Here is a 17,725-nt window from a genome sequence, read left to right as displayed (position 1 = left end):
TGCCGGACGGCCGGTTCTCGGTCGGTGGGGTCTCGGTCGGCTCCCTCGGCTCGGTCACCGGGCCAGCATAGGCACGGCCGCCCGCCGCCGCCCGCCGCTTCGCCGGACTCCCGGGCCGCCCCCTCGCGAAGCCTGCGCGGCCCGCGGAGGACGGTGGAGGATCGAACCGATCGAGGGCACGCAGGTCGTCGAGGAAGCCCAGCCGTCGCGGGTCAGCCGACCCGCGTGGCCGATGAGCGGGACCGCGCCTGGAACGGAGGGAGCCGTGTCGGGCTTCGTCACCGAGGACCCCGCAGTGCCGTGGGGTGTCTCTGGCGACGATCTTCACGGCCGTGTGGCCCGACCGAGCGCACTCGACGGCGCGTGAAGCACAGGTGTCACTACGAAGGGCGCGCGTAGGAATCAAGCCCCGGCGCGTGTCACGACGGCGTACGCGCCGTCGCCAGCAGCCGCGTCACGTCGTCCGCGCAGATCATCAGCGCCGCGCCCACGGTGGACAGCACATCCCGCTCGGCGGGTGTGTACGGCCCGTCGGCCAGGGCGATGCGGGCGCCCTGGAGGAGGATCGCCTCGCGCCCGGTGGGCGCCAGATGGGGGGCCAGCGGGTCCAGGGCCTCGTGGAGCTCTATGGCCAGCCCGGCCCCGCAGGGCTCGCCCAGGACACGGCCCGTGTCGGCGGCCAAGGCCTCGACCAGGGCGTTCAGTTGGTCCTCCGTGCAGTCGTCGAAGCCGGCGGAGCGGACGGCACTCGCGGCGACCGACAGCGAGGTGCGGGTGCGGGTGCCGCTCGCCGCCAGGACCGCGAGGGCCACCGTGTGGACGGCGTCGCGGAGCATCGCGGAGAAGCGGACGGTGGTGGGGTGGTCGAGGACGTCCAGGGCGTAGTGGTGGCGGCAGGCCGCGCATTCCACCACCGGGCCCGTCTCACCGCGCGGCAGGACGGGCACGCCGAGGAAGGTGAAACGGCGGCGGCCGGTGAGGCGCTGGTAGTTGCGGTCGCCTCCGCAGCCGGGGCAGAAGAACTCGCCGTCACCGACACCGGTCCACGCGACCCGGGTGCCCATGACACGCGAGAGTCCGGTGGCACGCCCGGTGGGCCCGAGGCGTGCGAGCCCGGTGGCACGGCCGATCGGTTCCCGTCCTGGCAGCACGTCGCACCTCCGTAACTCCCCCACACCTGCACATAAGGCGCGAGAGGTGCCACCATCGGCACCATCGCCGCGCTTGCGTGATGTTAGCCACATCAGTGAGGCGCAGTCAGTACTCCGGACGAGGCCTACCCGCGACCTGCACAGGGTTTGGCCGGTTAACGACGGACCCCGTCCGCCGGGATGCGGCGAACGAGGCCCTTGAACCGTCGGTCAGGCTGGTCAGCGCGCCGCGCGGTTGACGGCGGAGACGACCGCCATCAGTGACGCGCGCGTCGTGTTCGCGTCGATACCGATGCCCCACAGGACCTTGTCCTCGATGGCGACCTCGATGTAGGAGGCGGCCTGCGCGGAGGCGCCCTCGCTCATCGTGTGCTCCTGGTAGTCCAGCAGCCGCGCGTCGATCCCGACGCCCTGCAGCGCGTGGAAGAACGCCGAGATCGGGCCGTTGCCGGTGCCGACCAGGGTGGTCTGCACACCGTCGACCTCGGCCTCCACGGTGAGCGTGTCCACGCCGTCCTTGTCGGTCGTCGACTGGCCGCTCAGCACCTGGATCCGGCCCCACGGGTTATCGGGGTTCGGCAGGTACTCGTCCTGGAAGACCGCCCAGATGTCGCCGCCGGTGACCTCGCCGCCCTCGGCGTCCGTCTTCGCCTGGATGAGCTTCGAGAACTCGATCTGCATCCGGCGGGGCAGGTCCAGCTTGTGGTCGTTCTTCAGGACGTACGCGATACCGCCCTTGCCCGACTGCGAGTTGACCCGGATGACCGCCTCGTACGAGCGGCCCACGTCCTTCGGGTCGATCGGCAGGTACGGGACGGCCCACTCGATGTCGTCGACCGTCTTGCCCTGCTCCCTCGCGGACGCCTCCATGGCGTCGAAGCCCTTCTTGATGGCGTCCTGGTGGGAGCCGGAGAAGGACGTGTAGACCAGGTCGCCCACGTACGGGTGGCGCGGGTGGACCTCCATGTGGTTGCAGTACTCCCACGTCCGACGGATCTCGTCGATGTCGGAGAAGTCGATCTGCGGGTCGACGCCCTGCGAGAACAGGTTCATGCCCAGGGTGACCAGGTCGACGTTGCCCGTGCGCTCGCCCTGCCCGAACAGGCAGCCCTCGACACGGTCGGCACCGGCCATCAGCGCCAGCTCGGCGGCGGCGACGGCCGTACCGCGGTCGTTGTGCGGGTGGATGGACAGGCAGACGTGCTCGCGGCGGGAGAGGTTGCGGCCCATCCACTCGAAGCGGTCGGCGTGCGTCGACGGCGTCGAACGCTCCACCGTGGCGGGCAGGTTGAGGATGATCTCGCGGCCCGGGCCGGGCTGGTAGACGTCCATCACCGCCTCGCAGACCTCCAGCGCGAAGTCCAGCTCGGTGTCGGTGAAGATCTCGGGGCTGTACTGGTAGCCGAATTCCGTCTCCGGGCCCAGCAGCTTCTCCGCGTACTCCATGACCAGTCGCGTACCGTCCACGGCGATCTGCTTGATCTGCTCCCTGGAGCCCCGGAAGACGACCCGGCGGAAGACGGGCGCGGTGGCGTTGTACAGGTGGACGGTCGCCCGTTTGGCGCCCTTCAGGGATTCGACGGTCCGCTCGATCAGGTCCTCACGGGCCTGGGTCAGTACGGAGATGGTGACGTCGTGGGGGATGGCGCCGGGCTCTTCGACGATCGACCGCACGAAGTCGAAGTCCGTCTGGCCGGAGGCCGGGAAGCCGACCTCGATCTCCTTGTAGCCCATCTTGACCAGCTGGTCGAACATCCGGCGCTTGCGCTCGGGCGACATCGGGTCGATCAGGGCCTGGTTGCCGTCGCGCAGGTCGGTGGAGAGCCAGCGGGGGGCGGTGGTGATCCGGCTGGCCGGCCACGTGCGGTCGGGGATGTCGACCTGCTCGTACTGCCCGTACTTGTGGATCGGCATGGAAGTGGGCTGCTGGCGGTTGGCCATGATCGCGTGGGCTCCTCGATGGTCCGGAAAGGACGGCCGACGACGCAACGCCAAAGCACCGCGGGGAGGGGGTCGGCCTCGATTACAGGCCCTCGCCGCGGCAGCTAAGGAGAAGCAGCCCGAAACGCATGATGCTGCGCAGCCTAGCCGAGTCCTACTCGGTGCGGGGGGCCGTATCAGTATGCGGGACCGGGGCGACACGGGGGACAAATGGTGCGCAAGGCCACACGGGACGCGCCGAGCGCCCCTTCGGGGAAGCGGCCCGCACCACTTCACGGCTCCGCCGTGCGGGCCCGAACAGCCACGACGCACTCGCGGCCCACACCCGGCCCTCAGTAACGGGCGGCAACGGAACGCAACCCATACGGCGACATTTCACCAATCATGGTTGCCCCTAGTGACAAGGACCTAACGGAGTGCGATCGTGCGAGCCATGACCGCCAACGGGGGCCACGAGCCCGTCTTCTGCACCGTCGTCCCACCCCACGTCCTCGACAAGCTCTCCCAGGCCGAGGACCCGGCACTCGCGAACGCCGCGCGCAGGACCCTGGAGCGCGACGCCTTCGAGCGCACCCACCGCCGGCTGACCACGGTCATCGGCGCCCCGGCCATCGCCGCGCCCACCGGCGCCCGGGCGGGCACACCGCACCGCACCGTCTACGACGCCCGGCACGGCACGGACCTACCCGGCGCCAAGGTCCGCGGCGAGGGCGACCAGCCCGGCACGGACGCCACGGTCAACCGCGCGTACGCCGGCCTGGGCGCGACCTTCGAGCTGTTCCTGACGGCGTACGAGCGCGACTCGATCGACGGCTACGGGCTGCCGCTGGACGCGACCGTGCACTACGAACGCGACTACAACAACGCCTTCTGGAACGGCGAGCAGATGGTGTTCGGCGACGGGGACGGGGAGATCTTCCTCGACTTCACCATCCCGGTCGACGTCATCGGCCACGAACTCAGCCATGGCGTCACCCAGTACACGGCGAACCTGACGTACTTCGGGCAGCCGGGCGCGCTCAACGAGTCCATGTCGGACGTCTTCGGCGCGCTGATCAAGCAGTACACGCTCGGCCAGACCGCCGCCGAGGCCGACTGGCTGATCGGCGCGGGCCTGCTCGCCCCACGCGTCACGGGCACCGCCCTGCGATCGATGAAGGCCCCGGGCACGGCGTACGACGACGACGTCCTCGGCAAGGACCCGCAGCCGGCGACCATGGACGACTACGTCCGCACCGGCCGCGACAACGGCGGCGTCCACATCAACTCCGGCATCCCCAACCACGCGTTCTACCTGGCGGCCACGGCCCTCGGCGGCTACGCCTGGGAGCGGGCCGGACAGATCTGGTACGACGTCCTCACCGGCGGCGAGCTGAAGAAGCAGGCCCTCTTCGTCGACTTCGCCACGCTGACGGTGAAGGCGACGAAGGACCGGTACGGGCAGGGCGACGAACTGACGGCGGTACTGAAGGCCTGGGAGCAGGTGGGCGTGCGGACGCTGTGACGGCGGGCCTCGGGTGCTGTGGTTCGGTCCCGATCCGTACTAGACATGACCCATGCGTATCGAGGTGCGGCGCACGGGTGGTTTCGCGGGCATCGAGCGGCACGCGGTGGTGGACACCACCGGGCGGCCCGATGCCCGGGACTGGCACGCCCTGGCCGAGCGGGCACTCGCCGCCGGCCGGGGCTCACCACCGCTCGGGGTGCCGGACGGCTTCGCGTACGAGATCACCGCGGACGGCAGGACGGTGCACTGCGCGGATCCCCGGCTGACGGAGGAGCAGCGGGAGCTGATCAGGCGGGTACTCAAAGAGGGGCGTGAGCCGCCCCCCGGGGCGTGCTCGGGGGGCGTAACGGGCAGTTCGCTCTCGGACGTTGACTTCCGTTACCCATGGTACGGATGATCCGCCCATGGCGACGAACCCGATACCCCAGTTCCCGGCCGGCTTCCTGTGGGGCGTCTCGACCTCCGCCCATCAGATCGAGGGCGCCGCGGACATGCGCGAGCCCTCCGTGTGGGACGCCTTCTCGGCCGAGGCGGGCCGTATCAGGGACGGCTCGACGGCGGCGGTGGCCTGCGACCACGTCCACCGCCACCCCGAGGACGTGGCCCTCCTGCGCGACCTGGGCGTGGGCGCGTACCGCTTCTCGATCTCCTGGCCCCGCGTGAACGCCCCCGGCGGGCTCGACTTCTACGACCGGCTGGTGGACGAGCTGACCGGGGCGGGCATACGGCCGGTGCCGACCCTCTTCCACTGGGATCTGCCGTCGTCGCTGGAGGAGGCGGGCGGCTGGCTGAACCGGGACACCGCCGAACGGTTCGCCGAGTACGCCGCCGTCGTGGCCGCCCGCCTCGGCGACCGCGTCACCAAGTGGATCACCATCAACGAGCCCGCCGAGCACACCCTGCTGGGCCACGCCCTCGGCACCCACGCGCCGGGCAAGCAGCTGATGTTCGACGCGCTCCCGGCCGCCCACCACCAGCTGCTGGGCCACGGCCTGGCCGTACGGGCCCTGCGCGCGGCCGGAGTCACGGACGTCGGCATCGCCAACTCGCACGGGCCCACGTGGGCCGCTTCCGAGGAGCAGGCGGACGTGGAGGCGGCCGGCTTCTACGACCTGCTGCTGAACCGTCTGTTCGCGGAGCCGGTGCTGCTGGGCGAATACCCCGAGGAGATCGGCGAGTTGATGCCGGGCACGGACATCGAGTCCGACCTGAGGGTCATCTCCGAGCCCATCGACTGGTACGGCGTCAACTACTACGCGCCGACCCGGGTGGGCGCCCCCGAGGGCGCGGACATCGACTTCGGCGGTGTCACGATCCCCGCCGAACTCCCCTTCACCGTCAAGGAGATCGAGGGCGTCCCCACGACCGACTTCGGCTGGCCGGTCGTCCCCGAGGGCCTGACCGAGCTGCTGACCGGTTTCCACGAGCGCTACGGCGACCGGCTCCCGCCCGTCGTCATCACCGAGAACGGCTGCTCGTACGAAGGCGTCGACGACCAGCGGCGCATCGCCTACCTGGACGGCCACGTCCGGGCGCTGCACAGGGCGGCCGAGGCGGGCGTCGACGTACGCGGGTACTTCGTGTGGTCGCTGCTGGACAACTTCGAGTGGGCGGAGGGGTACGCGCGGCGGTTCGGCCTGGTCCACGTGGACTTCGAGACGCTGGGGAGGACGCCGAAGGCGTCGTACGGCTGGTACCGGGAGCTGCTGCGGACGCAGAACGGGGGGTGACCGGGGCCGGAGGTCGGGTGCGGGTGGTTCGTGGTTGCTCGCGCAGTTCCCCGCGCCCCTGAGAAGCAGAGGCTGCGCCCCGTGCTTCTCACTTTCAGGGGACGGCCACAGACAGGTCACATCGGCCTCACAGGCAACGCTTCCTCCCCACCGCCCCTCTTCAGTGCTGACCACCCCCACCACTGAAGGGACGTCCCGTGCCCCAGCGTTCAGCCAGACCTTCCCGAAGCCGCCCCGCACGGCAGGCGATAGCCGTGCTCGCCGTGTCCGGCACCCTGCTCGCCACGCCGTCTCTCGCCGCGCCCGTCGCGTTCGCGGCCGGGCCGCCCCCGACCGATCTGCGGGTGGACACGAACCGGGACGGGCGGGTCGACGTCACCGGCACCACGGACACCGCCGGTGAGAACGGCTGGACCGTCGCCCGGGGCGCGCTGATGCTGCCCAACATCGATGACGACAGCCGCCGTTGCCCGGCCACCGGCCCCAAGGGCAAGCCCCTCTCCAACGCCAGGCTGGCCGCCTGCAACGACGCCTCCGACACCAAGGTGAACGGCACCGCCGACGCGGCCGACCTCGCCCGCGTGCGGTCCGTGCCGATGCGGAGCGTGCCGGCCGGGGCCCAGGGCAGCGTGAAGGTCACGGCGGGCGCCCAGCAGACCCGCGTGTTCGTCAAGCGGGGCAAGAAGTGGGAGCCCGTCACGGCCAGGACCCGGCTGTCGCGGGCCGAGTTGCGCGCGGGCGTGGAGTTCGGCGTGGAGGCCCGGGACGTCGTCCGGGACACCGCCAAGTGGGACGGGACCGCCCGGATCCGGCTGAGTGTGAAGTCCTCCGCCGGCACCTCCGCCGACTCGGTCACCCTGCGCGTCGCCCCGCTCCTCACCCACCACCACCTGCAGAACGCCCAGCAGTTGCTGGTCACCAAGATCTCCGGCAAGGACGAGTACGCGAAGCTCAACGGCGTCTTCCGCAAAGGCCTGGACCAGGCGGCTCGGAACGCCGGTATCACCAAGCCGGCGATCAACTTCACCAAGTACCAGGACGTCTGGGCGCAGGACTTCGTCGAGCCCGCGTACGTCAGCATGACCGGCGCGAACGGCCGCCGGCAGTCCATGCGCGTGATGCTGCGCTCGGCCCAGCTGGACCGGGAGGCGGGCCGGGAGCTGTTCGAGAAGCTGCGCGGCCCGAACATCGGCGCCGTGCAGGTGACGGGCGCCCGCGAGTCGGAGGAGTGGACGCTCAACTCCATGGGCAACCTGGAGACCATTCCGCCGTACGCGCACGGCGACCGCTCGTTCCCGGCGGGCCGGATCATCATGGGCCAGCGTCCGGACACCGGCTCCAAGCCGGCGAAGGTGATGCGGACGTTCCTGAAGTCCCAGGGCCTGCAGGACCCCCTGTTCCTCGACACCTCCTGGCTGCACGTCGGCCACGTCGACGAGTTCGTGCAGTTCCTGCCCGCCGACACCCCGCGCGGCTGGAAGATCGCGATCGCGGACCCCGAGGCGGGCCTCGGGCTGCTGCGCGACGCGAAGGCCGCCGGCCACGGCGCGACGAAGATGTTCTCGGTGCCGGGCGGCCCCAAGGAGAGCGTCGCCAAGGCCCTCGCCTCCAAGACCCTGGTCTCCGACAACAACCTGGCCACGCGCCGCATCGCGGCCAACCTCGCCGTCCTGAAGCGTGCGACGGGCGTGACGGACGCCGAGGTCGTCCGCGTCCCCGCCCTCTACACCCAGGGCACGGAGATGGTGGGGGAGTCGCAGTCGGGCGGTGACGGCGAGACGCGCCGCCTGCCCCGGCTGACCCGCCTCGGCGCCGGCGCCGAACTCCCGGACGTGGCACGGGACTACGGCCAGCAGCGCATGCTCGACGACGCGGCGGCGGGCGACGGCTCGCAGGTGGCCCCCCCGGCGGCCCCCGCACCCTCCGTCATGACCAGCGCCTACGTCCCCGGCGCCGTCAACGGCGTCGTCCTCAGCCGCACCCACTACCTCGCACCGCGCCAGTGGGGCCCCGTCATCGGCGGCAAGGACATCTTCACCGAGGCCGTGACGGCCGCGTACACCGGCGCCGGCATGAAGGTGTCGTACCTCGACGACTGGTCGACGTACCACCTCGGCATGGGCGAGATCCACTGCGGCACCAACACCCTGAGGAACACGTCGGCCGCCTGGTGGACGCGCTAGCGTCCACCGGCGACTCACCGGACCCGACCTGACCGCCGCCGCCCCGGAGCACCGGGGCGGCGGCGCTTCGTTCACGTGTCCCGGGCGCGCAGATCCTCCAGCCGTAGGAGGGTGTCGCGGGCCGCGTCCCGCTCCTCGTCGGTGAGCGGCACCGCCCCCGCACGCCCGAGCACGGCCGTCGCCGTCTCCTCGTCGCCCAGCCTGACGGCGACATCGGCCCGCAGCACGAGGAGCCGCAGCAGCAGGACGTGCGGGGGCCACTCCGCCTCCGCCTTCCCCAGCACCCGGTCGATGACCTTCGCCGCGCCCGCCGGATCGTCCTTGGAGTCCGCCAGGAGGGAGCCGTGGTGCAGGGCCCGCGCGAAGGTCTCCTTCGGGGCGGGCCTGTGGTGCTGCTCCTCGCTCGTCGGCTGTCCCACGCGAACACAGTTGCCGCCCGGATCGGTCATCAGGAACTGCCGCATGCCGTACGACATGTCCTTCAGCGGCCCGATCCGCGGCAGCCCCCGGGTCGGTATCCGCCCGTACGTCTCCTTGAGGCCCGCCCGGAACGCAGCGTAGAGCCCGTCGACGTCGTCCGTGAGCACGTAACACGTACTCACGGACCGGGCCGGCTCGAACTGCCTCAGCCCGAAGAACTGCAGCTCGATACCGCCCCGCTCCACCACGGCGTACGGATTGGGGCTGCGCTGTCGGAAGGTGACCTCGAACCCGAGGGCCTCGTAGAAGTCGAGAACGGGCTGGAGGGTCTGGCACGGCAGGATCGGAATCGTCTTCTCGGCCACGCCTCCCACCCTAGACAAATTTGACCAATGAGGTCGCCCCGTTAAACCCACCAACCCGGCAACGGGTCGGCTCAGTGGCGCGCGGAGGGGGATGTGCAGGGGCCGGTCGGCCACGTCAGGGGACGCGGGGACGCCGCGGAGCGCCCCCGCGTCCCCGGTCCGCCGACGTCAGAAGCCCAGCTTCCGCAGCTGCCTCGGATCCCGCTGCCAGTCCTTCGCCACCTTCACATGGAGGTCGAGGAAGACCGGGGTGCCGAGCAGCGCCTCGATCTGCTTGCGGGACTTGATGCCGACTTCCTTCAGGCGCTTGCCCTTGGGGCCGATGACGATGCCCTTCTGGCTGGGGCGCTCGATGTAGACGAAGGCGTGGATGTCCAGGAGGGGCTTGTCGGCGGGGCGGTCCTCGCGGGGGAGCATCTCCTCGACGACGACGGCGATGGAGTGGGGGAGCTCGTCGCGTACACCCTCAAGGGCCGCCTCGCGGATCAGCTCGGCGATCATGACCTGCTCGGGCTCGTCGGTGAGGTCGCCCTCGGGGTAGAGCGCGGGGCCCTCCGGGAGGAGGGGGACGATCAGGTCGGCCAGCAGCTCCACCTGCTTACCGCCGACCGCCGAGACCGGCACGATCTCCGCCCACTCGAAGCCCAGCTCCTTGCCGAGCTGGTCGATGGCGATCAGCTGCTCGGCGAGCTTCCTGCCGTCCAACAGGTCGGTCTTCGTGACGATCGCGATCTTCGGCGTCTTCTTGATGGACGCCAGCTCCTTGGCGATGAAGCGGTCACCGGGGCCGAGCTTCTCGTTCGCGGGGAGGCAGAAGCCGATCACGTCGACCTCGGCCCACGTCGTGCGGACCACGTCGTTGAGGCGTTCGCCGAGCAGCGTGCGCGGCTTGTGCAGGCCCGGGGTGTCGACCAGGATCAGCTGGGCCTCCGGCCGGTGCACGATGCCGCGCACCGTGTGCCGCGTCGTCTGCGGCTGGTCGGCGGTGATCGCCACCTTCTGGCCGACCAGAGCGTTCGTGAGGGTGGACTTGCCCGCGTTGGGGCGGCCCACGAAGCAGGCGAAGCCGGCGCGGTGGGCGGCCTCGGCCGGCTGCTCGGATGACTGGGTACGAACGCTCATGGCGCCCATTCTCCCTGATCCCCGGAGCCCCGCCGTACGCCGATCCCTCCTTCGTACGCCGTGAGCCGGAAGTCCGATGCCGCCACCCGCCGCCGAAACGCCGGCCTCCCACACCGAAAATCACCGACGGCGACACCTCGCATACTCAAGGTCACACGCCAGGCGCGGGACCGGCAGGCGAAGAGGGCCGGTGAGACCCTGTTCGCCTCGTCGCCGTGCCCGCACTCGGCGCAGTCGGACGATGCACGAGCACACCGGCCGCGGCCTTACGGTGCACGCCGAGACGGCATACGATCACGGCGTCCCGGGCCACGGTGCCCCGGTCACTCGTCCTCCGCCCCCTCCGCGCAGAAGGCCAAGGCCCAGGCATGAAGCTCATCACCGCGATCGTCAAGCCCCACCGCCTCGACGAGGTCAAGACCGCCCTGCAGGAGAGGGGCGTGCACGGTCTGACCGTCAGCGAGGCCAGCGGTTACGGCCGCCAGCGCGGCCACACCGAGGTGTACCGCGGCGCCGAGTACCAGGTCGACCTCGTCCCCAAGGTCCGGATCGAGGTCGTCGTCGAGGACGCCGACTCCGACGCCGTGATCGAGACGATCGTGAAGGCCGCCCACACCGGGAAGATCGGCGACGGCAAGGTGTGGGCACTGCCGGTGGAGACGGTCGTACGGGTGCGGACGGGCGAGCGGGGCCCCGACGCGCTCTGAGGCGCGGGAGCCGAGATGAGGGGTGGTGCCGCCGGACGGGCGGCACCACCCCTCACTCTGGCCCGCGCGGATCAGTCGAAGACGAACGGCCCCGGCGACTGTGCCTCGCCGGCGGTGCACGTCACGGTGAAGCCCAGGATCACCATCTGCAGCGAACCGCCGAAGGCCTCCAGGGTGTCGCCGGGGGCGACGGTGCCGGTGAGGGGGCCTACGGTGACGCCGTCGCCGCCCGCCAGCGCCGGGTTCTCGGTGCCGGTGAAGGCGGTCGTGCCGCCGCTCGCGTCCACGAGGGTGAGCGTGGACCGGATCGAGTCCTCGGCGAGGGCGATCGGGGCGGTGATCTCCTCGGAGGAGACGGTGACGGTGGCGGAGGTGCCGTTCTGCGTGGCCGTGAGCGTGGCCTCGCCGGAACCGCCGATCGTGCAGGTGGCGTTGATCGTCGCGGTGTCCGGGGCGACGGCCACGGCGGTCGGGGCGAGCGCGAGGCCGGTGACCGCCAGCGTCCCTGCCGCGAGCGCCGCGCCGACTCCGAGTCGTATGCGTCTCATCGAGCGAATTCCCTTCCCTGGTACGGGCGGTGCAGGGGGTCCGGGGGAGCCCCGTACAGCCCGGTACGGGCATTGCCATGTGGGGGCGTTGCGATGCGCGGCCGCGCGGCGGAATATGACAGTCCGCCAGGAGAACGGCTCCATTGAGACGTGAGCGGCCCGAGATTGCAAGAGATGTTCACCGGTCGCGCCGGGGATCGGCGAAACTGGCCGAAGCCGTTCGCCGACGACGCCGGCCGATCTCCGATGGGGCCGGGAGATCGTGGTGATCTGTCCCGCGCCGCGCGGGTTGTCGGTGACGAAGCCCCGGTGTCCACTCGCCGACGCGTGATTTTCCCGCACCCCGGGGGCCTGTTACCGGCCGTAACACTATCGTGTGGGCGAGGAACCGGCCGGCCTCAGCCCGCCGTCACCGTCCACCGCACCGCCCCGTCCGGCCCCGCCACCAGCACCGGCGTCCTGGGCCCCCCGAGGTCCCGTACGGCCGCCCGGTCCTCGTCGGAGACGGTGTCGGCGTCGGTCACCACGGCCGCCGCCTCCAGGGACTTGGCGCCGGAGGCCACCGCCATGGCGACGGCGGTGCGCAGCGCGCTGAGCCGCAGGGAGTCGAGGGCCACGGTCCCGGCCACGTACGTACGGCCCGTCTCGTCGCGCACGGCCGCGCCCTCGGGCACACCGTTGCGGGCCCGCGCGGAACGGGCCAGGGTGACGATCTTGCGGTCCTCGGGGGCGAGCGCGCTGCTGTCGGTCATGGGCCGAGCATACGGAGACCGGGGCGGCCCGTCGTGCGACGGGGGTCCCTCACGGGCGGTCGAGACGGAGCCGCTCCGCGCGCGGCAGCCCCGCCACCACCAGGTCGTACGAGTCCTCGATCAGCTCCCTGACCAGGCGGTCCGGAAGCTCACCGTCGAGTGTCACCGTGTTCCAGTGGCGCTTGTTCATGTGGTAGCCGGGGACGACGAGACCGGGATGCTCGGCGCGGAGCCGGACCGCGTCCTCGGGGTCGCACTTGAGGTTGACCCTGAGGGGCCGCTGCTCCGTCCAACTGAGGGCGAACATCTTGCCGAGGACCTTGAAGACGGAGATCTCGGGACGGAAGGGGAAGTCCTCGACGGCCTCGCCGAAGGCCAGACAGAAGGCGCGCAACTCATCCGGGCTCACTCCGGCTTCGTCTCCTCCTCCGGTGGCCCGGCCGGGCCGACCGGCTCCACCAGCACCGTGACGATCTTGTTCCGGCGGCCGGCGGCGGCCTCCGCCGTGAGGCGCAGTCCACGCTCGTCCGGCAGGGCGACGACCGAGGAGGCGCCGGCGATGGGGACACGCCCCAGAGCCTTGGCGAGGAGGCCGCCCACGGTCTCCACGTCCTCGTCGTCGTAGGCGTCCAGACCGTACAGCTCGCCGAGATCGGTGATGTCCAGGCGGGCGGTGACCCGGTAGCGGTTCTCACCGAGGTCCTCGACGGGCGGGAGTTCCCGGTCGTACTCGTCGGTGATCTCGCCGACGATCTCCTCCAGGATGTCCTCGATGGTGACGATGCCGGCGGTACCGCCGTACTCGTCGATGACGACGGCGACGTGGTTGCGCTCCTGCTGCATCTCGCGCAGGAGGTCACCGGCGTTCTTGGTGTCCGGGACGAAGACGGCGGGGCGCATGGCCGTGGACACCAGTTCGCTCTCGGCGTCCCGGCTGATGTGCGTCTTGCGGGCCAGATCCTTCAGGTACACGATCCCGACGATGTCGTCCTCGCTCTCGCCGGTGACCGGTATACGCGAGAAACCGGACCTCAGGGCCAGGGTCAGGGCCTGGCGGATCGTCTTGTAACGCTCGATGGCGACCAGGTCGGTGCGCGGGACCATCACCTCGCGGACGAGGGTGTCGCCCAGCTCGAAGACCGAGTGCACCATGCGGCGCTCCTCGGCCTCGATCAGGGACTCCTTCTCGGCGAGGTCGACCAGCGCGCGCAGCTCCGCCTCGGAGGCGAAGGGGCCCCGGCGGAAGCCCTTGCCGGGCGTCAGCGCGTTGCCGATGAGAATGAGGAGGGACGGGATCGGGCCCATGACGCGGGCCAGCGGCAGCAGCACGTACGCCGCCGCCGTGGCCGTGTTCAGGGGGTGCTGGCGGCCGATGGTCCGCGGGGAGACGCCGACGGCCACGTAACTGACGAGGACCATGACGCCGATGGCGACGGCCAGGGCCTCCCACGTCTGGTCCAACTCCCGCAGACAGGCGTACGTGACCAGCGCGGCGGCGGCCATCTCGCAGGCCACGCGCACCAGCAGCGCGACGTTCAGATAACGGGTCGGGTCGGCCGCGATCTGCGCGAGCTTCGCGCTGCCACGCCGCCCGGACCGCGCGGCCTCCTCGGCGCGGAAGCTGGAGACGCGCGCGAGTCCCGCCTCCGCGCAGGCGGCGAGCCAGGCGACGACGACCAGGGCGACGGCACCGCTGACGAGGGTCGCGCTCATGACACGGTCGGTGCCGGGGAGGGGCCGGTGAGGCCCTTCTCCGCGCGCCAGCCGTCCACGATGGCCGCCTGGAGGCCGAACATCTCGGCCTTCTCGTCCGGCTGCTCGTGGTCGTAGCCGAGCAGATGCAGCACGCCGTGGACGGTGAGGAGTTGGAGCTCCTCGTCCATGGAGTGCCGCGTGTCCGCTTCCCCGCCCTGCTTCTCGGCGACCTCGGGGCAGAGCACGATGTCACCGAGCAGCCCCGGCGGCGGCTCGCCGTCGTCCTTCGACGGCGGACGCAGCTCGTCCATCGGGAAGGACATGACATCGGTCGGGCCCGGCAGGTCCATCCACTGGATGTGGAGCTGCTCCATGGCGTCGGCGTCCACGACGACCACCGAGAGCTCGGAGAGCGGGTGGATGCGCATCCGCGTCAGCGCGTAGCGGGCGATGTCGAGGATCGCCCGCTCGTCGACCTCGGTTCCGGACTCGTTGTTGACGTCGATCGACATGGTGCGGTGCTTGTCTACTTCCCCTTGTGCCCGGCCTTGCCCCGGCCGCCCTTGTGCGTGCCGTTCTCCGTGCCGTGCGTGGTGTCGTACTTCTCGTACGCGTCGACGATACGGCCGACGAGCTTGTGCCGTACGACATCCTGGGACGACAGCCGGGAGAAGTGCACGTCGTCGAGGCCCTCCAGGATGTCCTGGACCTGCCGCAGACCGGACTTCGTGCCGTTCGGCAGGTCGACCTGCGTCACGTCACCCGTGATCACGATCTTCGAGTCGAAGCCGAGGCGGGTCAGGAACATCTTCATCTGCTCGGGCGAGGTGTTCTGGGCCTCGTCGAGGATGATGAAGGCGTCGTTGAGCGTCCTGCCTCGCATGTACGCGAGGGGCGCCACCTCGATAGTCCCCGCCGCCATCAACCGCGGAATCGAGTCCGGGTCGAGCATGTCGTGCAGCGCGTCGTACAGAGGCCGCAGGTACGGGTCGATCTTCTCGTAGAGGGTGCCGGGCAGAAACCCCAGGCGCTCGCCCGCCTCGACCGCCGGCCGGGTCAGGATGATGCGGTTGACCTGCTTGGACTGGAGGGCCTGGACGGCCTTGGCCATGGCCAGGTAGGTCTTGCCGGTGCCGGCGGGGCCGATGCCGAAGACGATGGTGTGCTTGTCGATGGCGTCGACGTACCGCTTCTGGTTGAGCGTCTTGGGGCGGATCGTGCGGCCACGAGAGGACAGGATGTTCTGCGTCAGGACCTCGGCGGGGGTCTCCCGGCCGTCGCTCTGTCCGGTCTCGCTCGCCCTCAGCATGGCGATCGAGCGTTCCACTGCGTCCTCCGTCATCGGCTGTCCGGTGCGGAGCACCAGCATCATCTGGTCGAACAGGCGCTGGACGAGAGCCACTTCATCTGGCTCGCCGAGTGCGCTGATCTCGTTGCCCCGGACATGGATGTCGACCGCCGGGAAGGCCTTCTCGATCACGCGCAGGAGGGAGTCGCCGGAGCCCAGCACGGTCACCATGGGATGCGCCGCGGGGACGGTGAACTGCGCTCTCGCCTTGCCCTGCGCGGGGTTGTCAGCTGTGGGTGTCTGAGTCATGGGCCGGCTCTGTAGGCCGCGGTTCCTCCTCGAAGCCGTAGCGCTGCGCTTGCCTCTCCAGGGTACGACGCGGGGGTGACAGTGCCGTAGGGCTTTTCGCCGGGGTGTGGGAAAGGACGGGAAGAACTCGGGAGGTTCCGGGCTCCGCGGGCTGCGGGCCCGTCGTGACTGGTCGCGCGGCTCCCGGGCCGGGTCACGCCCGCCGTGCCGCGCTGGTAGCACCTGGCCTGGCTGCGGGCCGGTCCACAAGGACGGCCTACGGGACCGGGAGCAAGGGGCGCAGCCCCTGCTCCTCAGGGGCGCGGGGAACCTTGCGGGCAACCGCGCCCACCCGCACGCGCCGACCGCCCTCCCGGACCGCCCCGGAAGGCGCACTGCGGGGTTGAAAGGGGCGGCCCCTCCCCGACCGGCGACGCATCGAGGCCCCACAGCAGCGCGACCGGCACCACCCTGCGGCCCGATTGGTGCAGACTGGCTGGATCAGCACCACGCCAGGGAGCACATCGTGACCGCGTTCAGGGGAGAGCGACCGGACCGGCCCCAGGTCGACCCGCTGAGGGACCTGCGAGCACCGGATGACCCGCCCTGGGACGTCTATCTGACCGGCACCGTCTTCCTCGACATCGTCTTCACCGGGCTCGGCTCCGCCCCGGTGCGCGGGACGGAGTCCTGGGCACGCGGAATGGGGTCGAGCCCCGGCGGTGTGGCGAACATGGCCACGGCGCTGGCCCGCCTCGGCCTCAGGACCTCCCTCGCGGCGGCCTTCGGGGACGACCACTACGGGGAGTACTGCTGGGACGCCCTGGAGCAGGGCGAGGGCATCGACCTCTCCGCCTCCCGCACGGTCCCCGGCTGGCACTCCCCGGTCACCGTCTCCATGGCGTACGAGGGGGAGCGCACGATGGTCTCCCACGGGCACGCGGCGCCCCCGGAGAAGTCCATGCCGGAGTGCCCGCCCCGCGCACGTGCCGCCGTCGCCTCCCTCACGCCCGGCGTACGCGCCCCCTGGATCGCGCAGGCGGCGGGCCGGGGGACCCGGATCTTCGCGGACGTCGGCTGGGACGAGACCGGCGCCTGGGACCTGGCGGGGCTCGTCGATCTCGCCGACTGCGAGGCGTTCCTGCCCAACGCGCAGGAGGCGATGCTGTACACCGGCGCCGAGTCCCCCGCGCCGCCGCCCACGCCCTCACCGAGCATGTCCCGGTGGCCGTGGTGACGTTGGGCGCGGAGGGCGCGTACGCCGTGGACGCCCGGACCGGTGAGACGGCCGAGGTGCCGGCCCTCGCCGTGGAGGCTCTGGACCCCACCGGCGCGGGTGACGTGTTCGTGGCCGGTTTCGTCACCGGCACCCTGGCGGACTGGCCCCTGGCGGACCGTCTGGCCTTCGCGGGCCTGACCGCCGCGCTGTCCGTCCAGGAGTTCGGCGGCTCCCTGTCGGCCCCCGGCTGGTCCGAGATCGCCGCGTGGTGGCGCCGGGTGCGGTCCCTGGACCGTCAGGACCCCGCCGCCCTGCGCCGGTACTCCTTCCTGGAGGGTCTTCTCCCCGAGGGCCCAGTCAGCCCCTGGCCCCTCCGCCGAGCCGTCCCCACCATCGGTTTCCGCCGCTCGGCCTGACGTTCCCACGCCCGAAGACCCACTCGCCCGACGCCCTGGCCCGCGACGCCCCGCGCCCGGCGCTCCCACCCGCCGGGCGCCTCCCGCACCACCCGCCGCCTCAGCGGCTGTCGGCCCTCGGCGCACCACGGTCGGCGGAACACGGTCGGCGGACCTGGCGCGGCACTATCTATGGGGCGGGCGCCACCGGCAGTGCCCTGCTGCCGGGTTCGGCCGCCGGGGCTTCACGCTCGCCGCCCAGGTGGGCGCCCCGGCCCCCGCCGCCTCGCGCGGACGGGCCCGCCGCTCGCCGCCGGCCACGGCCACACCTTCCCTCGGTGGTCGAGGACACGCTTCTCGGCGGCCTGAGGCCGTCACCGAGTGGCACCCTCAGCCCGGCGGCGGCGCCCCGTC

General features: G+C 71.2%; 14 protein-coding genes and 2 pseudogenes. 6 read left to right on the top strand and 10 right to left on the bottom strand.

Translation table 11 applies throughout. The features are described from left to right. Positions 1-419 precede the first annotated feature (419 nt). Positions 420-1,064 carry a TerB family tellurite resistance protein gene (locus tag WBG99_RS24505; RefSeq protein WP_338898369.1) on the bottom strand — a complete coding sequence of 215 codons (645 nt, stop codon included), beginning with the start codon at positions 1,062-1,064 and terminating at the stop codon, positions 420-422. A 306-nt stretch (positions 1,065-1,370) separates the two neighbouring features. Then, positions 1,371-3,092 carry a 2-isopropylmalate synthase gene (gene leuA, locus WBG99_RS24500; RefSeq protein WP_338898368.1) on the bottom strand — a complete coding sequence of 574 codons (1,722 nt, stop codon included), beginning with the start codon at positions 3,090-3,092 and terminating at the stop codon, positions 1,371-1,373. Between the two features lie 433 nt (positions 3,093-3,525). Here leuA and WBG99_RS24495 point away from each other — a divergent pair, with 433 nt between their 5' ends. The 4 genes and pseudogenes from WBG99_RS24495 (at position 3,526) to WBG99_RS24480 (ending at position 8,512) form a co-directional block, all read left to right on the top strand. Continuing rightward, positions 3,526-4,596: a M4 family metallopeptidase gene (locus WBG99_RS24495; protein WP_338898367.1), complete on the top strand. Its 1,071-nt coding sequence runs from the start codon at positions 3,526-3,528 to the stop codon at positions 4,594-4,596. 52 nt (positions 4,597-4,648) lie between these two features. Next, a pseudogene (locus WBG99_RS24490) lies at positions 4,649-4,909 on the top strand (protealysin inhibitor emfourin); the annotation flags it as partial. Between the two features lie 94 nt (positions 4,910-5,003). Beyond that, positions 5,004-6,329, top strand: coding sequence for a GH1 family beta-glucosidase (locus WBG99_RS24485; protein WP_338898366.1), 1,326 nt, complete (start codon positions 5,004-5,006; stop codon positions 6,327-6,329). 254 nt (positions 6,330-6,583) lie between these two features. Beyond that, on the top strand, positions 6,584-8,512 hold the full coding sequence (locus tag WBG99_RS24480) for a protein-arginine deiminase domain-containing protein (RefSeq protein ID WP_338900475.1): 1,929 nt from the start codon (positions 6,584-6,586) through the stop codon (positions 8,510-8,512). A gap of 71 nt (positions 8,513-8,583) precedes the next feature. Here WBG99_RS24480 and WBG99_RS24475 read toward each other — a convergent pair whose 3' ends face one another. Next, the gene (locus WBG99_RS24475; protein ID WP_338898365.1) at positions 8,584-9,297 is read right to left on the bottom strand and encodes a VOC family protein; all 714 of its coding nucleotides are present in this window, start codon (positions 9,295-9,297) and stop codon (positions 8,584-8,586) included. A gap of 168 nt (positions 9,298-9,465) precedes the next feature. Beyond that, positions 9,466-10,428 carry a GTPase Era gene (era, locus tag WBG99_RS24470; protein WP_338898364.1) on the bottom strand — a complete coding sequence of 321 codons (963 nt, stop codon included), beginning with the start codon at positions 10,426-10,428 and terminating at the stop codon, positions 9,466-9,468. A 359-nt stretch (positions 10,429-10,787) separates the two neighbouring features. Between era and WBG99_RS24465 the strand changes: the two genes are divergently transcribed. Further along, entirely contained in the window at positions 10,788-11,126 is a 339-nt protein-coding gene (locus tag WBG99_RS24465) for a P-II family nitrogen regulator (RefSeq protein ID WP_338898363.1), read from the top strand. Positions 11,127-11,197: 71 nt separating this feature from the next. Here the strand turns inward: WBG99_RS24465 and WBG99_RS24460 are convergent, their stop codons facing one another. From WBG99_RS24460 to WBG99_RS24435, 6 genes are all read right to left on the bottom strand, one after another. Beyond that, a complete protein-coding gene (locus tag WBG99_RS24460; protein WP_338898362.1) occupies positions 11,198-11,674 on the bottom strand; it encodes a hypothetical protein in 477 nt (158 codons plus the stop codon). 398 nt (positions 11,675-12,072) lie between these two features. Further along, entirely contained in the window at positions 12,073-12,426 is a 354-nt protein-coding gene (locus WBG99_RS24455; protein WP_338898361.1) for a cytidine deaminase, read from the bottom strand. A gap of 49 nt (positions 12,427-12,475) precedes the next feature. Then, the gene (locus WBG99_RS24450; RefSeq protein ID WP_338898360.1) at positions 12,476-12,835 is read right to left on the bottom strand and encodes an MmcQ/YjbR family DNA-binding protein; all 360 of its coding nucleotides are present in this window, start codon (positions 12,833-12,835) and stop codon (positions 12,476-12,478) included. Next, positions 12,832-14,139, bottom strand: coding sequence for a hemolysin family protein (locus tag WBG99_RS24445; RefSeq protein ID WP_338898359.1), 1,308 nt, complete (start codon positions 14,137-14,139; stop codon positions 12,832-12,834). The genes WBG99_RS24450 and WBG99_RS24445 overlap by 4 nt, the downstream gene beginning before the upstream one ends. Further along, the gene (gene ybeY, locus WBG99_RS24440) at positions 14,136-14,633 is read right to left on the bottom strand and encodes an rRNA maturation RNase YbeY (RefSeq protein WP_338898358.1); all 498 of its coding nucleotides are present in this window, start codon (positions 14,631-14,633) and stop codon (positions 14,136-14,138) included. The genes WBG99_RS24445 and ybeY overlap by 4 nt, the downstream gene beginning before the upstream one ends. 14 nt (positions 14,634-14,647) lie before the next feature. Further along, entirely contained in the window at positions 14,648-15,718 is a 1,071-nt protein-coding gene (locus WBG99_RS24435; RefSeq protein WP_338898357.1) for a PhoH family protein, read from the bottom strand. 505 nt (positions 15,719-16,223) lie between these two features. Between WBG99_RS24435 and WBG99_RS24430 the strand changes: the two are divergent. Further along, a pseudogene (locus tag WBG99_RS24430) lies at positions 16,224-17,332 on the top strand (PfkB family carbohydrate kinase). Positions 17,333-17,725 lie beyond the last annotated feature (393 nt).

The organism is Streptomyces sp. TG1A-60 (assembly GCF_037201975.1).
Taxonomy (GTDB): domain Bacteria; phylum Actinomycetota; class Actinomycetes; order Streptomycetales; family Streptomycetaceae; genus Streptomyces.
Note: the sequence above shows the minus strand (reverse complement) of the source record. Positions and strands in the feature narration are given on the sequence as shown.